This window comes from Telluria sp. Soil_C_11, from assembly GCF_057657395.1.
Window position 1 is genome coordinate 466,688 of record NZ_JBDGIN010000001.1, and the last position, 22,128, is coordinate 488,815.

24 protein-coding genes and 2 pseudogenes are annotated in these 22,128 nt (G+C 61.3%); 12 read left to right on the plus strand and 14 right to left on the minus strand.

The annotated features are described in order from the left end of the window. Positions 1–75: 75 nt before the first annotated feature. Positions 76–1,011 carry a PEP-CTERM sorting domain-containing protein gene (locus AC3A6M_RS01965; protein ID WP_487851073.1) on the minus strand — a complete coding sequence of 312 codons (936 nt, stop codon included), beginning with the start codon at positions 1,009–1,011 and terminating at the stop codon, positions 76–78. A 333-nt stretch (positions 1,012–1,344) separates the two neighbouring features. On the opposite strand from AC3A6M_RS01965, the gene AC3A6M_RS01970 reads away from it, so the two are divergent. Both AC3A6M_RS01970 and AC3A6M_RS01975 read left to right on the plus strand, forming a co-directional pair. Beyond that, entirely contained in the window at positions 1,345–2,667 is a 1,323-nt protein-coding gene (locus AC3A6M_RS01970) for a tyrosine-type recombinase/integrase (protein WP_487851074.1), read from the plus strand. Between the two features lie 139 nt (positions 2,668–2,806). Further along, positions 2,807–2,929 (plus strand): hypothetical protein, encoded by a 123-nt coding sequence (locus tag AC3A6M_RS01975; RefSeq protein WP_487851075.1) that lies wholly within the window; start codon positions 2,807–2,809, stop codon positions 2,927–2,929. 236 nt (positions 2,930–3,165) lie between these two features. On the opposite strand, the pseudogene AC3A6M_RS01980 reads toward AC3A6M_RS01975, so the two are convergent. Further along, positions 3,166–3,341, minus strand: a pseudogene (locus AC3A6M_RS01980) (transposase); the annotation flags it as partial. A gap of 301 nt (positions 3,342–3,642) precedes the next feature. Here AC3A6M_RS01980 and AC3A6M_RS01985 point away from each other — a divergent pair. Together AC3A6M_RS01985 and AC3A6M_RS01990 are read left to right on the plus strand one after the other, a co-directional pair. Further along, positions 3,643–4,317 (plus strand): hypothetical protein, encoded by a 675-nt coding sequence (locus AC3A6M_RS01985; RefSeq protein WP_487851076.1) that lies wholly within the window; start codon positions 3,643–3,645, stop codon positions 4,315–4,317. Further along, positions 4,298–5,455 (plus strand): hypothetical protein, encoded by a 1,158-nt coding sequence (locus tag AC3A6M_RS01990; protein WP_487851077.1) that lies wholly within the window; start codon positions 4,298–4,300, stop codon positions 5,453–5,455. Before AC3A6M_RS01985 ends, AC3A6M_RS01990 begins: the two co-directional genes overlap by 20 nt. 424 nt (positions 5,456–5,879) lie before the next feature. On the opposite strand, the gene AC3A6M_RS01995 is transcribed toward AC3A6M_RS01990, so the two are convergent. Continuing rightward, positions 5,880–6,848 (minus strand): GlxA family transcriptional regulator, encoded by a 969-nt coding sequence (locus AC3A6M_RS01995; protein ID WP_487851078.1) that lies wholly within the window; start codon positions 6,846–6,848, stop codon positions 5,880–5,882. 114 nt (positions 6,849–6,962) lie between these two features. Between AC3A6M_RS01995 and AC3A6M_RS02000 the strand changes: the two genes are divergently transcribed. The 6 genes from AC3A6M_RS02000 (at position 6,963) to AC3A6M_RS02025 (ending at position 13,560) form a co-directional block, all read left to right on the plus strand. Then, positions 6,963–7,847, plus strand: a complete 885-nt coding sequence (locus AC3A6M_RS02000) for an MBL fold metallo-hydrolase (RefSeq protein WP_487851079.1) — start codon at positions 6,963–6,965, stop codon at positions 7,845–7,847. Positions 7,848–7,945: 98 nt separating this feature from the next. Then, positions 7,946–8,575 carry an isochorismatase family protein gene (locus AC3A6M_RS02005; RefSeq protein ID WP_487851080.1) on the plus strand — a complete coding sequence of 210 codons (630 nt, stop codon included), beginning with the start codon at positions 7,946–7,948 and terminating at the stop codon, positions 8,573–8,575. Positions 8,576–9,080: 505 nt separating this feature from the next. Beyond that, on the plus strand, positions 9,081–10,760 hold the full coding sequence (locus AC3A6M_RS02010; RefSeq protein WP_003465068.1) for a Mu transposase C-terminal domain-containing protein: 1,680 nt from the start codon (positions 9,081–9,083) through the stop codon (positions 10,758–10,760). Positions 10,761–10,762: 2 nt separating this feature from the next. Further along, complete coding sequence (locus AC3A6M_RS02015) at positions 10,763–11,671, plus strand: TniB family NTP-binding protein (RefSeq protein ID WP_003465065.1); 909 nt, start codon at positions 10,763–10,765, stop codon at positions 11,669–11,671. Beyond that, complete coding sequence (locus AC3A6M_RS02020; RefSeq protein WP_003465063.1) at positions 11,668–12,885, plus strand: TniQ family protein; 1,218 nt, start codon at positions 11,668–11,670, stop codon at positions 12,883–12,885. The genes AC3A6M_RS02015 and AC3A6M_RS02020 overlap by 4 nt, the downstream gene beginning before the upstream one ends. 60 nt (positions 12,886–12,945) lie before the next feature. Next, entirely contained in the window at positions 12,946–13,560 is a 615-nt protein-coding gene (locus AC3A6M_RS02025; protein ID WP_000904941.1) for a recombinase family protein, read from the plus strand. A gap of 52 nt (positions 13,561–13,612) precedes the next feature. Here the strand turns inward: AC3A6M_RS02025 and merE are convergent, their stop codons facing one another. From merE to merT, 6 genes are read right to left on the minus strand one after another with little or no spacing between them, the layout of a single operon-like run. Further along, positions 13,613–13,849 (minus strand): broad-spectrum mercury transporter MerE, encoded by a 237-nt coding sequence (gene merE / locus AC3A6M_RS02030; protein WP_001087809.1) that lies wholly within the window; start codon positions 13,847–13,849, stop codon positions 13,613–13,615. Next, positions 13,846–14,211, minus strand: coding sequence for a mercury resistance co-regulator MerD (gene merD, locus AC3A6M_RS02035; protein ID WP_003465059.1), 366 nt, complete (start codon positions 14,209–14,211; stop codon positions 13,846–13,848). The genes merE and merD overlap by 4 nt, the downstream gene beginning before the upstream one ends. Before the next feature lie 16 nt (positions 14,212–14,227). Then, a complete protein-coding gene (gene merA / locus AC3A6M_RS02040; RefSeq protein WP_000136268.1) occupies positions 14,228–15,874 on the minus strand; it encodes a mercury(II) reductase in 1,647 nt (548 codons plus the stop codon). Continuing rightward, entirely contained in the window at positions 15,871–16,116 is a 246-nt protein-coding gene (gene merF / locus AC3A6M_RS02045) for a mercury resistance system transport protein MerF (protein WP_000654684.1), read from the minus strand. Before merF ends, merA begins: the two co-directional genes overlap by 4 nt. A gap of 2 nt (positions 16,117–16,118) precedes the next feature. After that, entirely contained in the window at positions 16,119–16,394 is a 276-nt protein-coding gene (gene merP, locus AC3A6M_RS02050; protein WP_000735441.1) for a mercury resistance system periplasmic binding protein MerP, read from the minus strand. Between the two features lie 15 nt (positions 16,395–16,409). Continuing rightward, positions 16,410–16,760 (minus strand): mercuric ion transporter MerT, encoded by a 351-nt coding sequence (merT, locus tag AC3A6M_RS02055; protein WP_001294667.1) that lies wholly within the window; start codon positions 16,758–16,760, stop codon positions 16,410–16,412. A 71-nt stretch (positions 16,761–16,831) separates the two neighbouring features. On the opposite strand from merT, the gene merR reads away from it, so the two are divergent. Next, positions 16,832–17,266: a mercury resistance transcriptional regulator MerR gene (merR, locus tag AC3A6M_RS02060; RefSeq protein WP_000429838.1), complete on the plus strand. Its 435-nt coding sequence runs from the start codon at positions 16,832–16,834 to the stop codon at positions 17,264–17,266. Between the two features lie 270 nt (positions 17,267–17,536). Here the strand turns inward: merR and AC3A6M_RS02065 are convergent. From AC3A6M_RS02065 to AC3A6M_RS02085, 5 genes and pseudogenes are all read right to left on the minus strand, one after another. Then, positions 17,537–18,182: pseudogene (locus tag AC3A6M_RS02065) on the minus strand (uracil-DNA glycosylase family protein). Between the two features lie 28 nt (positions 18,183–18,210). After that, the gene (locus AC3A6M_RS02070; protein ID WP_371771094.1) at positions 18,211–18,726 is read right to left on the minus strand and encodes a cytochrome P460 family protein; all 516 of its coding nucleotides are present in this window, start codon (positions 18,724–18,726) and stop codon (positions 18,211–18,213) included. Positions 18,727–18,945: 219 nt separating this feature from the next. Next, positions 18,946–20,004 (minus strand): porin, encoded by a 1,059-nt coding sequence (locus AC3A6M_RS02075; protein ID WP_080982279.1) that lies wholly within the window; start codon positions 20,002–20,004, stop codon positions 18,946–18,948. A gap of 194 nt (positions 20,005–20,198) precedes the next feature. Next, complete coding sequence (locus tag AC3A6M_RS02080; RefSeq protein ID WP_371771093.1) at positions 20,199–20,501, minus strand: hypothetical protein; 303 nt, start codon at positions 20,499–20,501, stop codon at positions 20,199–20,201. Positions 20,502–20,528: 27 nt separating this feature from the next. Then, entirely contained in the window at positions 20,529–21,062 is a 534-nt protein-coding gene (locus AC3A6M_RS02085) for a carboxymuconolactone decarboxylase family protein (protein WP_003830783.1), read from the minus strand. A 117-nt stretch (positions 21,063–21,179) separates the two neighbouring features. Between AC3A6M_RS02085 and AC3A6M_RS02090 the strand changes: the two genes are divergently transcribed. Further along, positions 21,180–22,022 carry a helix-turn-helix transcriptional regulator gene (locus AC3A6M_RS02090; protein ID WP_094313412.1) on the plus strand — a complete coding sequence of 281 codons (843 nt, stop codon included), beginning with the start codon at positions 21,180–21,182 and terminating at the stop codon, positions 22,020–22,022. Positions 22,023–22,128 lie beyond the last annotated feature (106 nt).

Here is a 22,128-nt window from a genome sequence, read left to right on the forward strand (position 1 = left end):
TTGCAACAGGGCAGGCCGGCGGCTTGACGGCGCGCCCCGGATGGGCGCGCTGGGTTGGATGACTTATGGAATGGATTACTTCAACGAGGAACACGCGACCGGCTTGGCCGGTGCCGACAGGACCATGGCGGCGCCGGCCACGCTCAGTTGCTCGAATGCGACGTTCTGCAGGGCGGCGGCTTGCGCCGGCGCGATGCCGAGGTCGGCGGCGGAGCACTCTCCCTGGCCCAGCGAGCGCGGATCGCGCCCGGTGACGCTGCCGAAAATCGTCAGCGCTTCCAGGTAGTAGCCGTACACGCTGGCGTGGTAGTTGTCGCTGCCCCAGAGATTGACCTTGCCCGCATCGATGCCATCGTAGGGATTGGAATCCGCGATGCCGGTACGGATCGCCCTGCCCCAGGCTTCGCCGACCGGAATCACGCCCTTCACGATCGGAGAACCGGCCGCGGCCTTGTCATAGCCCGCCCGCACATCGGTGGCCATGACGTCGATCGGCTTGCCGTACCAGTGGCCGGTGCGCTCATAGGTCTGGTCCGCGCGCGACCAGGTCGACATCAGGCGCACATCGACCTTGGGATTCTTTTCCTTCAGGACCTCCGCCATGCGCTTGACGGAGCGGACCAGGGTCGCGGGATCGCCGGGGCGATCGGCATCGAGCGTGCTGTAGCTCTGCAGCACGACCGTGTCCCAGCCTTGCTGGTTGATCTTGTTCAGGGCGTTCTTCAAATGCCAGTCGATGCCGACGCCGGGATTCGTTTCGAGCGCCACGTCGTAGTCGAGGCCAGCCTGGACGGTGAACGATTTGAACAGGGCCGGGACGCCGCCGGTATTGTTTTTATTCAGGTCGGTCACGGTGGCCGACCGGTAATTCATGATCGGCGTGCCGGCGGCGAAGGTGAAGCTGTTGCCGATGAAGAGGATGTTAGTGGCGAAGGCGCTGGGGGCCAGCAGGCAGCACAGCAGGGTGGCGCGTTTTAAGGTCGAGGCGAAATGGTTCCCGGCTTTGTTCATGGATCGTCCTTGGTGGGCTGGCTGATCCATGCATCTTGCGTTATCTCTAGCGCAAAAGCAACAAAGCCCGGTCGGGGGACCGGGCTGAGGCTTGATTGCATAGGTTGGTAGGCCTCCCCGGAGTCGAACCGGGCACCAACGGATTATGAGTCCGCAAAAATGGGTATTCAGGCGCGTTGATCAATGTTGAAGATTTCGAAAAAAACCTTAAAAATCATCGTCCTATGATTTTCCAGGTGGTTCTTGGTGTTGATGAGAATTTATTGATATACTCGAAATTCACTTACACAGCCGTTACATGGAACTCATCAGCGGACAAGGACACAGCAACGAATGTCGAGAGTAAAACTGACAGCAGGCCGCATCGAGGCCTTCAGGTGCGAGGACGGGAAATCGCAGTCGTTCCTGTGGCACGCGACGGTGCATCAGCTAGCGCTGCGGGTCACCAGCACCGGAGCCAAAGCATTCATCTTTCAATCAACCTTAGCCGGAAAGACAATTCGGATCACCATCGGCTCACCGCAGGCTTGGACGATCGAACAGGCCGAGAGCGAAGCCAGGAGGCTGCAAACCATCGTCGACAGCGGCAAGGATCCACGCCAAGTCAAGCAAGACGAAATCGAGGCCATGAAGGCGGCTGCAGCCGAGAAGGCTGCCACTGAAGAGGCTGCGAAACATGCTGCAGCACGCGATGCCCTCACTTTAAAGACAGTCTGGGAAACGTATGTTGCAGACCGGTCGCCGCACTGGGGCGAGCGCCACCGCGCTGACCACTTCAAACTCATCAAGGAAGGTGGGGAACCGCGGACGCGAAGTAAGAAAAAGGTGACGGAACCTGGCCCGCTCGCGGCTCTCGCCGGTATTCGCCTTGTCGATCTCGTACCAGAACGAATCGAAACATGGGCAAAGGTAGAGGCGACCAAAAGGCCGACAAGTGCCAGACTTGCGCACCGTATGCTCAAGGCTTTTCTGAACTGGTGCATCGAACATCCTGTCTATGGCAGCGCCGTTACCACCAATGCTGCCCGCAGCAAGCGGGCTCGGGAGGTCCTGGGCAAGCCTGGCGTCAAACGTGACTCGCTACAGCGGGAACAACTCGCAGCGTGGTTTGCCGCAGTCCGTAGTCTTGGAAACCCGGTGATGGCGGCGTACTTGCAGACGCTGCTTCTCACCGGGGCGCGGCCGGGCGAAATCATGGGAATGAAGTGGGAAGATCTGAACCTTCGATGGAAGGGGCTTACGATCAGGGACAAGGTAGAGGGTGAGCGGGAGATTCCGCTGACCCCATACGTAGCAACCCTACTTGCTTCCCTACCCCGCCGCAATGACTGGGTGTTTTCAAGTACGAAAAGTGGACATATCACTAGTCCGAACTATCAGCTCAACTCCGTGTGTGCGGTTGCTGGTATCGATGGGCTAACGTTGCACGGGCTGAGGCGATCGTTCAAGTCACTGTCGGAATGGCTCGACCTGCCAGCTGGTGTGATCGCCCAAATTCAAGGGCATAAGCCGAGTGCTACGGTTGAGAAACACTATACGAATCGGCCGTTGGATCTGCTCCGCATTCATCATGAGAAGCTGGAAGCTTGGATTCTGAGGCAAGCAGACGTCAACTTTCGCTCGGGAATTCCCGAACTTCACGCAATTGCTGCGTAAGAGGATGGCATCTGTCGTGCGAGCGCATCGGGCATTACAGACCATGTCTTGGCGTTTCCGAAAAAGTTCTTGCCAATTGATCCTAAAGAGATTCAGTGCTACATTCGGATCAACGTATAAGGTGATCTAAGGAGTGGAAATGAAAGAATTCTTTCAATATACAAAAGAAGTGATGGCACAAGATTTCCGTGCCCAGTTCGCGATCTTTCTGGCGATACGCAACTGGATTAGGCGCAACGCCTACGGGAATTCGGAACAGTAATTTTAAAATTCCCGAAGGCGTCGCCTTGGCAGTACAACGACAACAGTCCCCTCGCAAGATTGGGCCGCTTGTTTTTCACTGGTTTTCTTCTCGGAGCGGCGTTTCAAACTTTTCAATGTGCAGCTCAGGCGTCTGCGGCTGGGTAAGTTTGTTCACGGAATCGCTTCTGCACAGGTTTGGCCCCTTGGGGCGCTCCAATTCCGCCGACCATGCTGCTCAGCCAGATCAGCACCGTCGATTCCGCTACCGCACCCAAGCTCACGCGGCAGATATTCCCATGGTATTCCAGTCCTGATGCCGAACAAAATCTCAGTCAATGTCGCCCGGTCACCGACGCGTGGTTGACCACCTTTCGGAGACGGCGGGTGCACTGAGAGCGAACGGCTATAAGGGACCAGAGTTCATCGGAAATGAGGCTTTGGCCATGGCATCAGTCCGGCTAAGAACAGCCGGTAAGGTTAATGCCAGGACCGGGCTGCGTACGACTGAAATCGCCCCAAAGCGGACCTGTCTTCTCACCCAGCCGAAACCAGCGCCGGGCTTGACTTTGCGGCAAGCCTTCCGGTCGGCCGGCATGGTCTTTGTGGCATTTATGCCACTGACATGATTGCGAGTATAAAAAGGACCAAGCCCTGAGTAGAATGGCACTATCAACACCGGAAAAGCGCCTCCTGTCCCATGTAATGAACGCACTTATTCTTCGACGAGTCTGTATGGCTTTGTGGATGAGCGTGGTCTGCCTGGCAGGCGCCGGACCGCTTCCGCCGAATATCTATGCCGCGGCGGACCAGACGATGCGCGAATTCAAGGCGGCGCAGACGGTGCCCGACGTGGTGGCACTCTCCGGCCGCTTCCAGGCCATGGCGTCGACGCAGATGGCGAATGCGGATGATGGAGCAAAGGGCAGCGAGGACGCGAAGTCAGACGCCGCGGCTGAGGCAATCTCGGCGGCGGTTCACACGCTTGCCGAAGCGGCTGTCGAGGAATCCCTGCCCGAGCCGGTCAAGATCGCGCTGAACCATCTGTCGCTCGGCTTACCTGGGATGGTGCTGTCGAACGTCCTTGCCACGGAATCGACCGCTACACCGCGGCGCGAGCTTCAGGCGCTGTCTGCGCTCGTCAACAGCGCAGCGCAGCGGCGCATCGAAGAACTGCTGGAGCGCGACGGCCTGCTCGAGCAATACCAGCGCCACAAGGCGCGGGCGCCCGACGTCAAAACGCTTGTGGCTAGTCTAAAGGTGCCGCCCCGGCATCGCGCAGCGCCGCGTCTTGCGCCCGCGGGCAAGGCACGTACTTGCGAAGTCCTGCTCGACCCGACCAGGTCGCGTGCGCTCCTGGCCCATTCCGAAGCGGACTGGTTGAAGCTCAATGCGGATTGCACGCGGTGATCCGGCGATGCGATCCTGCTGCCATCTGATCCTGTCGTTCGCCGTGGCCTGGCTATTGTGCGCCGCCGGCGGGCTGGCACTGGCCGGCCCGCTGCTCGACCGGGCCGCCCGGCTCGACCGCGACGGGGCCGTAATCGACGCACTCGTGGTCTACCGGGCGGTCCTGGACGACCCGCAGGTCGATTCGGCGGATCGAGCCGCCAGCCGGGCCGCGCTGGCCCGCATCGCCCAAGGCCTGAAGGCGAAAGGCCTCGCGGAACTGGCGGGCGAAATTGAAGACCGGATTAAGGTGCCGCAAGTCGACTTGAGTGGGTTCCCGACCAGACAGGGATCGGAGTCGCAGCGCTTGTTCGACAGCGCCAGCCGTGGCACCCTCGAGGCGCCGATGGCGCAGCTTTCGGACGAGCAACAGATGTGGCGCTCGCTCCTCGCCGGCGCCACGCGGAGCATCCTGAGCAACGCCAGCCAGGGAATCACCGGCCAGGTGAACCGCGACATCGCGCTGAACGCCCTCGTCGAGGGAGCGACCGGCATCGACAAGGAGGCAGTGCGCCAGGCCTTGCGTCCGGCTGCATCGGGCGATTCGTTCGCCGCCCTTACGAACCTGTCTGGCTTGATCGACCGAAACGCCGATGCCGGAGCCGCTCTGCCCGCTGGTGGCCCGGCGATGGGCGCCGGTATTGTGCTGATCCCAGCTCGTTCCTCGGACGCTACCTTGAACTACTTCGACGCGTTCGACCAGGCCGTTCGCGGCGATACGCCGGACCTGTTCGGCTTCCTGGCCCAGCACCGCGCGTCTGAGGACCCGAAAAACAGCGTCCTGCTGATCACCAGGACCCTAAAACGCTGCTTCGGCGACGTCCTGATCGCACCGGACTTCCCGAGCGCGATGAAGCTCAAGGGGGGCGCCATTGCTGTGGTCGGTATCCGGGTCAGCTACCCCTTCTTCGGCGCATGGACGGCGAACTACGACGTGCAGTATTTCGACCGCGAGCTGAAACTGATACATGCGATCGCTGCGACGGGAAGCATGGTGCCGCCTCCCTTTCACCATACTGTGGGGCTAGTGGTCCAAGAGCGCGCGGCCGCCGACTTCCAGCGCAAGCTGGCGAGCGCAACCTCGGGGCGCTGCACCTGACGCCGCGCGCCAGCCGGGTCCTGCTCAGTGCGGAGAGAAAGTTAGTCGCCTCATGCTCAGAACAATGCAACTTGAGTAATGGCGGCACCCATGCTTGGTAGAGCAGCGCTGCCAAGGAAAGGCGGCCATCGTTCCACAAGCACACATCATCATTGAACCACTCCGCAGCAAACGAGCCGTCAGCATTTGATGTAGAGTGTATTTCAAACACGGTCATCAGAACCTCTAACGCTGCTGTGTAAGTCTGCTTTTGGCCGGTTGCGGACGGTCGGCATAGCGTAGCACGTTGCCAGGGTGAACATTCTCGCCGTCTGTCACGAACGGCTGCTGCCGACCCAAAGCAGACCTTTGACGTGAGCGTCTGTTCAGCGCAAATCCTGACCAATAGCTAAATTAACGTAGGCTTATCGGGCGGCACATCTGGCTACGTCATAGGACTGAAGGTCTTGCGCCAGTCACTGGGGCTGACCTGAAACCGCTTTTTGAAGTGTTGGCGGAATGAGGTTGGCGTCTGGAACCCCGCCATACCCGCAATCCTGTCGATCGACAGAGATGTCGTTTCCAGAAGTTCGCGCGTCAGGCGAAGGCGTTCATTGACCAGCCAGTCGACCAGCGTCATGCCGGTCGCCTTGCTGAAGTGGCGGGTAAAGGTGCGGCGGCTCATGGCGATGCGCTCGGCCAGGTCATCGATGCTGTGTGTCCGGTCGAGGTTGTTGCGCAGATAGTCGAGCAAGATGTTGAGCTGCGCATCCTGGGTGGACGCGGCTACAGGTTGCTCGATGAACTGGGCCTGGCCACCCTCGCGGTGAGGCGGTATGACCATGGTGCGCGCCACCTTGTTGGCCACGCGGGCGCCGTAATATTCGCGCAGCAGGTACAGGCAGCAATCGAGTCCGGCGCCGGTGCCCGCCGAGGTGATCAGCTTGTCCTCGTCGACATACAGCGCATTCATATCGAGCTTGATACGCGGGAAGCGTTGGCAGAAATCCTGCTCCGCCATCCAGTGCGTGCATGCGCGCTTGCCGTCGAGCAGGCCGGCATACGCCAGCGGATAGGCGCCATAACATAGTCCCACCACGTGCGCCCCCCTGGCGTGGGCGCGCGACAGCACAGCCACCAGGTCGTCTCCAGGACGGGTGTTCAGATCGTGCCACCCCGGCATCACCAGGATATCCGCCGTTTCCGCCAGTTCAAGCCCGCCATCGGGATGCACCGTCAAGGCACGCTCGGCGCTGAGCGAGCGCGCGCCTGAGGAGACGATGCGCAAATCGAATAGCGGTCCCTCTGGTTGCTCGGCGCTAAAGACCAGGTACGGAACCGAAAAGTGAAACGGGCTGAAGTCCGAATAGAGGATGAGGGCAACAACGGGGGGCTTTTTTCGCATGGTGGTCATATGTTAGCTAGTTTTGGCCCAAAAGTTTCGATACTTGGCATTCGGGTCGATTTTATGTTCGCGTTGACCCCACCATAATGCTGCTTGTCGATACTTAATTACCGGAGCAAGAAGATGAAAACCCTCAAAACCCTCGTCATAGCTATGGCACTGGCTGCCGGCACCGCCGGGTTCACCGCCCACGCTGGCACCGGCGTTGCCACTGCCAACGCAACGGTTCAGGTCCAGCAGATCCGCAACGCCACGGCCAAGATCGATTACGCCGGTAAGACCTTCCTGGTCGATCCCTTCCTGGCAAAGAAGGGGACTTACCCCGGCTTTCCAGACACCTTCCACAGCGAGTTGCGCAACCCGACGGTAGAGTTGCCATTGCCTGTGAAGGACATCATGAGCGGCGTGGACGCGGTGATCGTCACCCATACTCACCTCGACCATTGGGACGGCGGTGACCACAAATTCATCCCGAAAGCGATGCCGCTGTTTGTCCAGCATGAAGCTGACGCCAAGGTAATACGCGGCCAGGGTTATACCAATGTCCGCATTATGACCGACAGCACCGAGTTCGAAGGAGTGCGCCTGACCAAAACTGGCGGCCGGCATGGTACCGAAGAGATGTACAGCAAAAAGCCGCTCGGCGACGCGCTGGGCGAGGCGATGGGTGTTGTGTTCCAGGCACCGGGCGCCAAGACCGTCTATATCGTGGGTGACACAATATGGAACGCAACAGTCGATAGCACGCTGGCCAAGTTCAAGCCCGACGTGGTCATCCTCAACACAGGTGACGCCCGCATGAAGGGTTACGCCGGCTCCATCATCATGGGGAAGGACGATGTACTGCACGCTTGGAAGGCCATGCCCAACGCAACCATCATCGCCACCCACATGGATGCCATCAACCATATGACGCTGAGCCGAAAGGAACTACGCGACCATGTAAAAGAGCATAAGATCGGCGACCGCGTGCGCATCCCGGACGATGGCGAGGTACTAAAGTTCTAATGCCAGTCCCCCATATCGAATCTTGATGACCGTAACATCCCTTACCGGAAATAGCGATCTCAAGATTCAGTGACCATACCTTAGAAACGGAGTACGCCATGACCGCACCAAGCCGAGCCCTCATAATTATCGATGTCCAGCAGGAATATTTCGAGGGTCAACTTCCGATTCAGTATCCTGCTCGCGAGGGGTCCGTTGCACGCATCAGTGAGGCGATTAACGCCGCTTTGAATGCCGATACTCCAATCGTGCTGGTCCAGCATGAACTGCCGACAGACGCCCCAGTCTTCGGCTCAGGCTCAGCCACCTTCCAGAATCATCCCGAAGTTGCTCAATGTGAGAGCAAGGCTGCCAAGCGTATCAATAAACAGTTTGGCAGTATCTTCGCTGGAACTGACCTCGACGCATGGCTACGTGACAACGGGATCGATACGATCACCCTCGTCGGATACATGACTAACAACTGCATACTTTCTTCCGCAGCTGATGCTGAGCCTCGGGGCTTTAACGTCGAGGTCCTTTCGGACGCGACGGGTGCTATTGACATAGCCAATGAGGCCGGTCATGCGTCCGCTCAACAAGTCCATAAAACTCTCATGGTTTTGCTTCATTCAAACTGGGCCGCTGTCGTTGATACCAACACTTGGGTTGCTGCACTCCAAGCCAGTGAGCCTTTGGCAAAGAGCAACCTCGTTGTGTCAGCCGCTCAGGGCCGGGACGTAATCTGACAAATTTATAAAGGGCTGCTTTTGGCCGAAAGCGGAAGTTGCTTGTTGAGCATTGTACCGTACAGGTACGCTTCAATCTGACGTCAAGGACACGGTTGTAAGAGCGTCAGAATAGGGTTGATTTACAAATTCTCTGACGCTCATGTGTCACCGTCTATGACCTCAACTTGACAGACTTGGCCCTTAACCCGGTTTTACGTTCCGTTGCACCTCAGACCCTACAACGAATCCCATCTTGCATCCCTTCAATATAGTTGCATTTTGGTAATTCTATGGGATTTGTTGGTAAAACTATATCTCAGTGGCTCGTACAAGCCCGTTCTTGGATAATTTGGGTAGACAAAAACAACATGTATAATTAGTGTCGTTTTCAGAAGACGACCGCACCATCTGACTGGATGTAACGCCTGGTGTGCATACGGCTCCTGACAGCCCAATATCAGGAGTCGTCTGCACCAATCTCGACTATGCTCAATACTCGTGTGCACCAAAGCGAGGTTTGGGCATGACATCAGACACTCCACCGATTGCCGCGCAAGGCGTGGCCACCCTGCCCGACGAGGCATGGGCGCAAGCCCGGCACCGGACGGAAATCATCGGGCCACTGGCAGCGCTTGAGGTGGTCGGGCATGAAGCCGCCGATGAGGCAGCCCAAGCGCTGGGCCTGTCCCGGCGACAGGTATATGTCCTGATCCGTCGCGCCCGGCAGGGTACTGGCCTGGTAACAGACCTGACGCCCGGCCGATCCGGCGGCGGCAAAGGCAAGGGGCGCTTGCCGGAACCGGTCGAGCGCATCATCCGCGAGCTGCTGCAAAAGCGCTTCCTGACCAAGCAGAAACGCAGCCTGGCGGCGTTCCACCGCGAAGTCGCGCAGGCGTGCAAAACCCAGAAGCTGCCGGTGCCGGCGCGCAACACCGTGGCCCAGCGGATTGCCGGACTACACCCGGCGAAAATAGCCCGCAGCCGGGGCGGGCAGGACGCTGCCCGTCCCTTGCAAGGCGCGGGTGGCATTCCGCCAGAAGTCACCATGCCGCTGGAACAGGTGCAGATCGACCACACCGTCATCGACCTGATCGTGGTCGACGAGCGCGACCGGCAACCGATTGGCCGCCCATATTTGACCCTCGCCATCGACGTGTTCACGCGCTGCGTACTCGGCATGGTGGTCACGCTGGAAGCGCCGTCCGCCGTCTCGGTCGGCCTATGCCTCGCGCATGCCGCCTGCGACAAGCGGCCCTGGCTGGAAGGGCTGAATGTGGAAATGGACTGGCCGATGAGCGGCAAGCCCAGGCTGCTCTATCTGGACAACGCGGCCGAGTTCAAAAGCGAAGCGCTGCGCCGTGGCTGCGAACAGCATGGCATCCGGCTGGACTATCGCCCACCAGGCCAGCCGCACTACGGCGGCATCGTGGAACGGATCATCGGCACGGCGATGCAGATGATCCACGACGAATTACCGGGGACGACCTTCTCCAATCCCGGCCAGCGCGGCGAGTACGATTCCGAGAAGATGGCCACCCTGACGCTGCGCGAGCTGGAGCGCTGGCTCGCGTTGGCGGTAGGCACCTATCACGGCTCCGTGCACAACGGCCTGCTCCAGCCGCCGGCCGCGCGCTGGGCCGAGGCCGTGGAGCGCGTTGGCGTCCCGGCCGTCGTTACCCGCCCCACCGCGTTTTTGGTCGATTTCCTGCCGGTGATCCGCCGCACCCTGACCCGCACCGGCTTTGTCATCGACCACATCCACTACTACGCCGACGCCCTCAAGCCGTGGATTGCCCGGCGCGAGCGCTTGCCCGCCTTCCTGATCCGGCGCGATCCGCGCGACATCAGCCGCATCTGGGTACTGGAACCGGAAGGTCAGCACTATCTGGAGATCCACTACCGCACCTTGTCCCATCCGGCCGTCACCCTCTGGGAACAACGCCAGGCGCTGGCCAAATTGCGTCAGCTCGGGCGCGAGCAGGTGGACGAGTCGGCGCTGTTCCGCATGATCGGGCAGATGCGCGAGATCGTGACCACCGCCCAGAAGGCCACGCGCAAGGCGCGGCGCGACGCTGATCGCCGCCAGCACCTCAAGACGTCGGAGCCACCGGCCAAGCCCATACCGCCGGATGTGGACATGGCTGACCCGCAGGCAGACAACCTGCCGCCGGCCAAACCGTTCGATCAGATCGAGGAGTGGTAGCCGTGGACGAATATCCCGTCATTGACCTGTCCCACCTGCTGCCAGCGGCACAGGGTTTGGCCAGGCTGCCGGCAGACGAGCGCATCCAGCGCATTCGCGCCGACCGCTGGATCGGCTACCCGCGCGCGGTCGAGGCGCTGAACCGGCTGGAAACTCTGTATGCGTGGCCGAACAAGCAACGCATGCCAAACCTGCTGCTGGTCGGCCCCACCAACAACGGCAAGTCGATGATCGTCGAGAAATTCCGGCGGGCGCACCCGGTCGGCACCGACGCTGACCAAGAACATATCCCGGTGCTGGTCGTGCAGATGCCGTCAGAGCCATCGGTGATCCGCTTCTATGTCGCGCTGCTGGCTGCGATGGGCGCGCCGCTGCGCCCGCGCCCACGGCTGCCGGAAATGGAGCAACTGGCGCTGGCCCTGCTGCGCAAGGTCGGCGTGCGCATGCTGGTGATCGACGAACTGCACAATGTACTGGCTGGCAACAGCGTTAACCGGCGCGAGTTCCTCAACCTGCTGCGCTTCCTCGGCAACGAGCTGCGTATCCCCCTGGTCGGGGTCGGCACGCGCGAGGCGTACCTGGCCATCCGTTCGGACGATCAGTTGGAAAACCGCTTCGAGCCGATGCTGCTGCCGCCGTGGGAGGCCAATGAGGACTGCTGCTCGCTGCTGGCCAGCTTCGCGGCGTCACTCCCGCTACGGCGGCCATCCCCGATTGCCACGCTGGACATGGCCCGCTACCTGCTCACCCGGAGCGAAGGCACCATCGGCGAGCTTGCACATCTGCTGGTGGCGGCGGCCGTCGCCGCCGTGGAGAGTGGCGAGGAAGCGATCAACCACCGCACGCTCAGCATGGCCGACTACATCGGCCCCAGTGAGCGGCGGCGACAGTTCGAGCGGGAACTGATGTGAAGTCCGCGCCGCGCTGGCCGCTGCATCCGGCACCCAAGGAAGGCGAAGCCCTGTCCTCATGGCTCAACCGGGTCGCCGCCTGCTACCAGATGGACGTGCACGAGCTGCTGGCCCACGATCTTGGTCACAGCCAACTTGATGACCTGGATACCGCACCATCCTTGTCGTTGCTGACGGCGCTCTGCCAGCGCAGTGGCGTCGAGCTGGAGCGGTTGCGCAGCATGAGTCTTGCAGGCTGGGTGCCGTGGCTGCTCGACAGTCTCGACGATTCGGTACCAGCAGCCTTGGAAACCTATACATTCCAATGCGCGGTGCTCCTGCCCAAGCGCACCCGCAAGGTGCGGTCCATCACTCGCTGGCGTGCCTGGCTACCGAGCCAGACGATTCGCCGGGCGTGTCCGCAGTGTCTGAACGATCCAACGAATCAAGCTGTGCTACTCGTCTGGCAGCTCCCCTTGATGCTGAGCTGCCCGCAGCATGGCTGCTGGCTGGAGTCCTACTGGGGCATGCCCGGCCGGTATCTTCAGTGGGAAATCGCCGATGCTGCGCCGCGCCCTGCCGATGACGCAATCGCCTGCATGGACCGGCGCACCTGGCAGGCGCTGACGACGGGTTTTGTGGAGCTGCCGCGTCGGCGTGTCCACGCCGGCTTGTGGTTCCGGCTGCTGCGCACCCTGCTTGATGAGCTGAACACGCCGCTCTCGCACTGCGGCAGTTGCTCGGCGAGCATCCGCCATGTCTGGGAGCGCTGCGGCCATCCGCTGCGCGCCGGGCAGAGTCTGTGGCGTCCCTACGAGATTCTGGCCCCGGCGGTGCAGTGGCAGATGCTGGAGGCGGCGGCCACCGCCATCACGCTGATCGAGTCAAAGGCGCTGATCCCGCGCGGGGAACAGGCCGCGCTGTTTCAGACGGAGCCGCACACTGGTTTCACCAACGGCCTGCCGGCGAAGGTGCCGAAGCCGGAACCCATCAACCACTGGCAACGAGCAGCCCAGGCCATCGATGAGGCCATCATTGAAGCGCGACACAACCCGGAGACGGCCCGCTTGCTGTTCACACTGGCGTCCTACGGGCGACGCGACCCCGAATCCCTGGAACGTTTGCGCGCCACGTTCACCAAGGAGGGCATCCCGCCGGAGTTTTTGTCACATTACGAGCCTGAATGGCCGTTTGCAGGTCTTAGACTAAATGACGGGTTAAGTGACAGTTTTTGACGGCGAGAACTTTCTGGCTCACACTGTCACATAATCGAACGTATATGTGACAGGTACGACATGCTGATAGGCTACATGCGGGTATCGAAGGCGGACGGCTCCCAGGCTACCGATTTGCAGCGCGACGCGCTGATTGCCGCCGGGGTCGATCCAGTACATCTTTACGAGGACCAGGCATCCGGCATGCGCGAGGATCGGCCCGGCTTGACGAGCTGCCTGAAGGCGTTGCGAACTGGCGACACACTGGTCGTGTGGAAACTGGATCGGCTCGGACGCGACCTGCGACATCTCATCAACACCGTGCACGACCTGACTGGGCGCGGCATCGGCTTGAAGGTATTAACCGGGCACGGCGCGGCCATCGACACCACGACCGCCGCCGGCAAGCTGGTCTTTGGCATCTTCGCCGCCCTGGCCGAGTTCGAGCGCGAGTTGATCGCGGAGCGCACGATTGCCGGCCTAGCCTCGGCCCGCGCGCGCGGGCGGAAAGGCGGCCGGCCGTTCAAGATGACCGCCGCCAAGCTGCGGCTGGCGATGGCGGCAATGGGTCAGCCAGAGACCAAGGTCGGCGACCTGTGCCAGGAACTTGGCGTCACGCGGCAGACCCTGTATCGGCATGTTTCACCCAAGGGTGAGCTACGTCCAGATGGCGAGAAGCTACTCAGCCGAATTTGATGCCGGCATGAGGCAACGTAGCGACAGCGTGGTTTGTCTCAATGGGAAGCGCTCATGATCGATCTTTGAAGGCCCGCAGCAGTCGTGTCACAGACAGGACGAACAAACCGGTCAGCGTGAGGGCTGCGATACCCCAGTACTCTCCGATGAACGCGCCGGCCGTCGTGCCGGCCAGCACAATGGCGAGAATCGGCAAATGGCAGGGACAGGTGAGCACGGCCAGCGCGCCCCACAGGTAGCCGGTGATCGGTTTGTGCGTCTCGGACGGCAAGCGCTCGGGGCTGTTCATGGCAGACTCTCCGCGTGCTGTGCCGGCTCGGTCGGCATGGTGGCCAACTGCACCTCCAGATCGGCCAACGCTTCGCGCCGACGCTCGACGAACTGGCGCAGAACGGCAAGCTGCGCGGCCGCTTCATCGCCGTCCGCAGCATCCAGCGCCCGGCACAGCCGCGCCAGCGCGTCCAGGCCGATGCCCGCCTCGAAGGCCGCCCGCACGAAGCACAGCCGTTGCAAGGCGGCATCATCGAACAGGCCATAGCCGCCCGGGGTGCACGCCACCGGACGCAGCAATCCGCGCAGCAGGTAGTCGCGCACGATATGCACGCTCACCCCGGCATCAAGGGCCAGCCGGGACACGGTGTAGGCGCTCATTGAAAACCTCCTTTTTTTATCCAGCGCAGCAGGAAAGCTGCTTCACGTCCTTGTTGAAGGTCTGCGCCGCAAGCTTCAACCCCTCGACCATTGTCAGGTAGGGGAACAACTGGTCGGCCAGTTCCTGCACCGTCATGCGGTTGCGGATGGCGAGCACCGCCGTCTGGATCAGTTCGCCCGCTTCCGGGGCCACCGCCTGCACGCCGATGAGCCGTCCGCTACCTTCCTCGATGACCAGCTTGATGAAGCCGCGTGTGTCGAAGTTGGCAAGCGCTCGCGGAACGTTGTCGAGTGTCAGCGTGCGACTGTCGGTCTCGATGCCATCGTGGTGCGCTTCCGCCTCGCTGTAGCCCACGGTGGCGACTTGCGGGTCGGTGAACACCACTGCCGGCATCGCGGTCAGATTGAGGGCTGCGTCGCCGCCGGTCATGTTGATCGCGGCACGGGTGCCGGCGGCCGCTGCCACGTAGACGAACTGCGGCTGGTCGGTGCAGTCGCCGGCCGCGTAGATGTTCGGGTTGCTCGTGCGCATGCCTTGGTCGATAACGATGGCCCCTTGCGCATTGACAGTGACCCCCGCCGCGTCCAGCGCGAGGCTGCGCGTATTCGGTGCCCGACCGGTGGCAACCAGCAACTTGTCAGCGCGCAATTCACCGTGTCCGGTGGTCAGCACGAATTCGCCGTTCACATGGGCGACCTGGCTGGCTTGCGTGTGCTCCAGCACCTCGATGCCCTCGGCGCGGAAAGCGGCTGTCACGGCCTCGCCGATGGCCGGGTCTTCCCGGAAGAACAAGGTGCTGCGTGCCAGGATCGTGACCTGGCTGCCGAGCCGGGCAAAGGCTTGCGCCAGTTCCAACGCCACCACCGACGAACCGATCACGGCCAGGCGTGCGGGAATGGTGTCGCTGACAAGCGCTTCGGTGGAAGTCCAGTAGGGTGACTCTTTCAGGCCCGGAATCGGCGGCACGGCCGGACTGGCACCGGTGGCGACCAGGCAGCGGTCGAACGTTACCTCGCGCTCGCCACCCTCGTTCAAACGGACGACCAGGCTCTGGTCGTCCTTGAAACGCGCTTCACCGTGCAAAACGGTGATGGCTGGATTGCCGTCCAGGATGCCTTCGTATTTGGCGTGCCGCAGTTCATCGACACGGGCCTGCTGCTGGGCCAGCAGTTTGCTGCGGTCAATCGCAGGCACAGTTGCCGCAATACCGCCGTCGAACGGACTTTCCCGGCGCAGATGGGCAATATGGGCAGCGCGGATCATGATCTTGGACGGCACACAGCCGATATTGACGCAGGTGCCGCCGATGGTGCCGCGTTCGATCAGCGTGACCGTCGCGCCTTGCTCGACGGCCTTCAGCGCCGCCGCCATCGCGGCCCCGCCGCTGCCAATGATGGCGATATGCAAACCGGCGCCCTCAAGTGCATCACGGATTTTTGGTTCATCTTTGAAATCACCAACCCGGATCGAGCCTTGATAACCCAATGCGGCGATGGCGGCCAGCAGTTGGTTGTGGCTCACGGCGGTGTCTGCCATGACTTGCGCGCGGCTTTCTGGATAGGACACCACAGCGGCATTCACGCCGGGAATCTTTTCCAAAGCATCTTTGACATGGGTGGCGCAGGATGTGCAGGTCATGCCATTCACGGTGATTTCGGTCATTTTTTTACTCCATTGAATTTCGGTGTGCAGCAGGCATCGGCTTGGCGTTTTCGTTGGATGGCGTAGATGGTCAAGCCGATGAAAATCGCCAGCGCAGGCAGCAGCACATAGTCCAGATAGCCGGTCAGCGCGGACAAGCCGACCACACCGAGCAAAATGACCAGAACAGGGGTGAAGCAACACAGCGCCACGAGGGTTGTGCCAATGATGCTGACCCGCAGCAGTGTCTTCGGGTCTTTCATGATCAGTTCTTGACTGATGATGGGTAGCCCGCATCCTCGGTAGCCTTGGTCAGTTTCTGCACGCTGGTCTTGGCATCATCGAAGGTGACCACCGCTTCGCGCGTCTCGAAGGTCACGTCAACTTTACTGACGCCATCGACCTTGGAAATCGCCTTCTTGACAGTGATCGGACAGGCCGAGCAGGTCATGCCCGGTACGGACAGCGTAACGGTCTGGGTGGCGGCCCACACGGGGGCAACAACGGCAGCGAGGGCAAGGGCGGAAAGCAGCTTTTTCATGGTGAACTCCTGTGATCAATAGAAAAATGGCACGACGTAGGGAAATCCGAGCGCGACCAAAACCAGCACGGCCACGCCCCAGAAAATGAGCTTGTAAGTAGCTCGCACTTGGGGAATCGCGCAAACCTCACCCGGTTTGCAGGCGGCTGACGGCCGGTAGATGCGCCGCCAGGCGAAGAACAACGCCACCAGCGCCACGCCGATAAAGATGGGGCGATAGGGTTCCAACACCGTCAAGTTGCCGATCCAAGCGCCGCTGAACCCCAAGGCGATCAGAACCAGCGGCCCGAGGCAGCAAGCCGAGGCGAGGATGGCGGCCAGCCCGCCAGTGAAGAGCGCGCCGCGCCCGTTTTGAGGTTCAGACATACGTTTGTCCTTTCGAATCTGAATTGGATAGCTTAAGCTTACTTCCGTAGTTATGTACGGAGTCAAGCGATATGGAAAACAATTTGGAGAACCTGACCATTGGCGTTTTCGCCAGGACGGCCGGGGTCAATGTGGAGACCATCCGGTTCTATCAGCGCAAGGGCTTGCTCCCGGAACCGGACAAGCCTTACGGCAGCATTCGCCGCTATGGCGAGACGGATGTAACGCGGGTGCGCTTCGTGAAATCAGCCCAGCGGTTGGGCTTCAGCCTGGATGAGATCGCCGAGCTGCTGCGGCTGGAGGATGGCACCCATTGCGAGGAAGCCAGCAGCCTGGCCGAGCACAAGCTCAAGGACGTGCGCGAGAGGATGGCTGACCTGGCGCGCATGGAGGCCGTGCTGTCTGATTTGGTGTGCGCCTGCCATGCGCGGAAGGGGAACGTTTCCTGCCCGCTGATTGCGTCACTGCAAGGGAAGAAAGAACCGCGCAGTGCGGACGCGGTGTAGCCCGAGGGAACTACGCCTTAGCGTGCTTTATTTTCCGTTTTCTGAGGCGACTCCAACGTCAGAAAAGACCGTGCGGTCGACTTTTGATATTTCGTGCTGTCGCCTTCTGAAAGTGACAACCCGGTCATACGGTGATTGAGGTCCCAGGCGTCAGCTACCGCACCTGAAGCCGTCGTTCATCGCTCCAAAGCCGGTGCCTGTCTCCGTTCGCCCAGGCCAGGGTGTCGTAGTACTTGTGCAGCAGCTCGGTAATGGCGGCGGTGTCGTCGGTCATGGGGTTTCCTTGGGGTTGGCGGTGAGGACTGCCTGGACGCGTGCTTGCAGCGCGGGCAGCACGTCTTGTTGGAACCAGGGGTTGCGCACCAGCCAGCGATTGTTGCGCGGGCTAGGGTGAGGCAGGGGGAACGCTTGCGGCCAGTGCTCGCGCCAGGCTTCGACCACCCGGGTGAGCGGCGTCTTGCCAGTACCGAGGTGGTAGTCCATGGCGTAGCTGCCCAGCACGATGACCAGCGACAGGCGCTCGAAACGCTGCATGAAGGCTTCGCGCCAGGCGGGGGGCGCACTCCGGGCGTAGCGGCAGGTCACCGCTTTTGCCGGTGCCCGGATAACAGAAGCCCATGGGCAGAATGGCGATGCGGGTAGGGTCGTAGAAGGTGTCGCGGTCCACGCCCAGCCAGGCGCGCAGACGCGCGCCGCTGGCGTCGTCGAAGGGCACGCCTGAGGCATGGACCCGGGCCCCCGGTGCTTGGCCGGCGATGAGGATGGGCGCACTCGGGTGAAACTGGAAGACCGGCTGCACGCCGTGTGGCAGATGCGGTGCGCAGCGCGTGCAGGCGCGGACGTCGGTCAGAAAGGCGTCGAGTGTCGGCATGGCGCGCTTCCGGAAAGGGTGGCTCGCGCAGGACGGAGGTGCCATCCTGCGCGAAGCGTAACCCGGCAGCAAGTCAGTGCTGGGTCAGTGTCGGATAGCCCTGGATGAATACGCGGTCGGTCTTGGCCGCCGGCACATGGCAGCCCATGCAGTCGGCTTCGTAGCTGACGGCGACATTCTTGGCGGGGGCGTCGGCCTTGAACAGCGCCCAGCCCCAGCCGTCGCCCCACAAGGGGTTGCTGGCGAAACGGCCTTTGGCGTCCTTGACCATCACGAACCACACGGCCGCATCGGAACCCCAGACCACAGGGTTGCCAGTGGTCATGGCGCTGGTTTCGAGCTTGCGGATCTCTTTCACCAGCGTGGCGCCGTCCAAGAACTTGCCGGTCTTGCGGTAGTGCTCGGCCGGGGGCGGCTTCAGAATTCGGAAAATATTGCCCGTTAAGACTTTTGTCCTATCGCAGACGTTGGCTCGCAGCCAGCAAGAAGATCTGGGTATCCGTATTTCGTGGTTGAATTCGTCTTGTGCGGCGCAACGTATCGTGTGACGCGGGTGGTTGGAGGGCGCCGAACGGCCAGGATGGGCCATTCGGCCGTCGCGCCACTCGGACGGTCAGACGTCGGCTTCGCCCAAAAAAGAGGCCATTCAACTGACGAGATGAACGTTCCTTCATCGGTCAAAGTGGACAACCGGTGAACATGGCTCGACCAAGTCTCAGCCCTGATATGCTTGCCTGGTTCGTATTCCTTCCATGCGATTGCACTTGCTCATGGCACAGCGCGGACTTGCGAGAGGGAGTACTGCAGGTCAAAAACTATGGCGCAGCCCGATTACTGTACCGAACTGGTTATTCCCGGGCAATACTGAGCCGTCGTAGCCGTTAGCGCCAAGTGCTGAGCCGCCATTGTTCTTTGTATAGGAGGCCGTGATGTAGGCGTCAGTGCGCTTGGAAAAGCGATAGTCGGCTGACAGCACAAAGGAGACAGGGTCTTTTGCCGAGGTCCGGTCATTGGTCTTATAGGCTGCACCTGTTAATGCAAAGGATGGCGCCAGATTCCAGTTCACACCTGCCCAAAGAAGGTCCGTTCGTGGCATCGATGTCACGAGTTGACTTACTAACCGGCGATAACCCACATACACGCTAACAGGATTTATATCGAGAGCCACCGCTCCCACATAGCGACGCTCGGTCTTACCATCCGTAACGGCAGAACTGCCGTTGAGTTGGTCGTAGGCACCGCCGACGCGGAATTTGCCGGCCTGATACGTGAACCCAGCGCTCATATCCCGTCCAACTCGACTGTTTCCCGGAACCTCGGAACCATTGGCCACGCTTGAATCGACACCGAAACTGTAGAGTGCCGCAACCGTCAACCCGCCGAACGTACCGGTGTATTTCGCTGAGTTATCGGTTCGCCCCGCCAGCCAGGCGTCGTGATTGAACGACGAATACTTTGGAGCGAACAGCATCGGGTCGAATGAGATGATCAGATCGAAGAGCAGGTTGTGATGGCGGCCGAGCGTAATCTGTCCAAATCGGCTGCTGTCTATACCAACATATGCTTTTCGACCGAACAGCCGTCCGCCTTGCACGGCCATGCCAGAATCCAGAGCCATGCCGCCCTCCAGCACGAATACGCCTTTCAGTCCGTTCCCGAGATCCTCCACTCCGCGCAGGCCCCAGCGACTGCCGGCAGTGTTCCCGGAGGTCATGCGTACCAGACTATTGGCTTGGCCGGCTGCATTGGGGACATGGTTCAGAAACTCCACGCCCGCATCTGCCACGCCATAGAGAGTGACGGACGATTGTGCATGGGTGTACGAGCAGGCAGTAGCGATTGCGGCTGCAATAAGCGTCCGTTTCATAGGGCAACTTTCATTCTGGGCTGCCACCCGGATTGGGCGGTGTTTTCAGAGGGTCAGAGGGATGGCAGGGCTGCCACCCCTCATGGACGGATCTTGGCGGCTATCGATCCCGTCCCGACGGGGCCGCCTATCGTGCGGCGGGTTAGCCGCTCTTTCGTTTGGAGCGCTTCCGCCCAACGCCGATTTGCATTAGGTCATCGCCTACAATCAATTGGCCGGAGAAATTGCGTTGAGCGCGCATTAGATTCTCTTTCGGCGCATGGCCCGGCGCGATATGCGGCCGAGGCCTTTTCGGTGTACACATCGTGCAAGCCGCGAGAGGCGGATTTTTCGTCCAACACCGCATATGAGCCCAGGTGGACGAAGTTTGTGCGGAAGTCTGTGGGGCGGCTGATGCCGCCCTGGCTGTCCACATAGGGCGAAAAGTCGCCGGCCGTGACGGCCAGTGGCAGGACGAGGGCGCTGGCGAGCAGAGCGCCGGTGAGTGCGATTTTCATCGTGTTCTCCTTATATGCCTATGGAGATCAGACGGCGACCACGGGGAAATCCACCGTGGGGTCGGCGATGTGGTTGGTGTAGTTGGTGAGCGTGTTCAGCGCGACGTTGGCGATCACTTCCAGTATCAGGCCGTCGTCGAGCCCCGCGCGGCGGTAGTTGGCCATGGCGTCGGCCGACACCACGCCGCGTTGCTCGACCAGCGCGCGGGCAAAGCCGGCGATTGCATCGTCAAGTGCGTTGGCCGCCTGGCCGGTGCGGGCCGCGGCGATGGCCTCTGCCGACAGTCCGGCACCTTTGCCGATCAGGGTGTGTGCGCTCAGGCAATACTGGCAGCGATTGGCTTGAGCGGCAGCGAGCGCAACGATCTCGCGCTGGGAGGCATTCAGGCGGCCGGTGCCCAGCGTTTCGGACAAGCCGAGGTAGCCATTGAGCGCCGCCGGCGCGTGGGCCAGCGTGGCGAACAGGTTCGGCACCATGCCAAGCTTGGCTTTGACGGCCTTGAGTGTGGCAGCGGTAGCGGCGTCAGCGGTGTCGATGGTCAGGGGGGCGATTTGGGTCATGTCTATCTCCGTAGTGGGTGAGGTGCAAGAGCACGTGGGCATGATCGCCCTTTGTTTGGTACGATATGGCACGTAAAGTATCAAATACGTAACCTATCGTCTTATATGGAGAGTGGAATGGCGGATCGACTGGCCGGCTTGCTCCGGCACTACTCGCTTTCGGCGCGCGTTTTTCACAGCGGCGCCTTCTGTGAGCAGCATCATTACGCGGCGCCGCATGGCTATATCCATCTGGTGCGGCGCGGCCCGATTACGGCGCGTTCGCCCGTGCATGAAGATCTGCTGGTTACCGAGCCGAGCCTGCTGTTTTATCCGCGCGTGGCGTCGCATCGTTTTGTCGCCGCCCCCGGCGATACCGCTGAGCTGTTGTGTGCGGAGGTCGACCTGGGCGCTTCGACGGGCAATCCGTTGGCCATGGCCTTGCCGTCGATGCTGCTGATTCCGTTGGCGGACTTGCCCGGCCTCGGGCCGACGCTAGAGTTGCTGTTTGCCGAAGCCGAGCGCGACCAGTGCGGTCGGCAGGCCGCCATCGACCGCTTGTGCGAGTTGCTACTGATCCAGTTGCTGCGTTATCTGATGGATGGGCGGCTTGGCGCCACCGGACTGCTGGCGGGCCTGGCCGACCCGAAACTCGCGCGCGCCATAACCGCCATGCACGATGCGCCGCAGACCGCGTGGTCGCTCGAGGCGCTGGCGGCGAAGGCGGGCATGTCACGCGCGCGCTTCGCCGCCGCGTTCAAGGACGCGGTGGGCGTCACGCCGGGCGACTATCTGGCCGACTGGCGGATGAACGTCAGTTGCACCCTGCTCAAGCAGGGGCGGCCGGTGGCGGTGGTGGCCGACCGCGTCGGCTACGGCAGCCCGAACGCTCTGGCGCGCGCCTTCCGCGTGCGCATGGGCTGCGCCCCGCGCGACTGGCTGGCGCAGCAGCGCGGTGACGCGGCGCTCAGCGGTTCGTGAGTTTGAGTTCGATTCGCCGGTTCTTGGCGTAGGCGGCGCCGGTGTTGCGCTCGTCGAGCGGGTGAAATTCGCATCACGCCGGAACAACTGGCGGAACTCCAGGTGG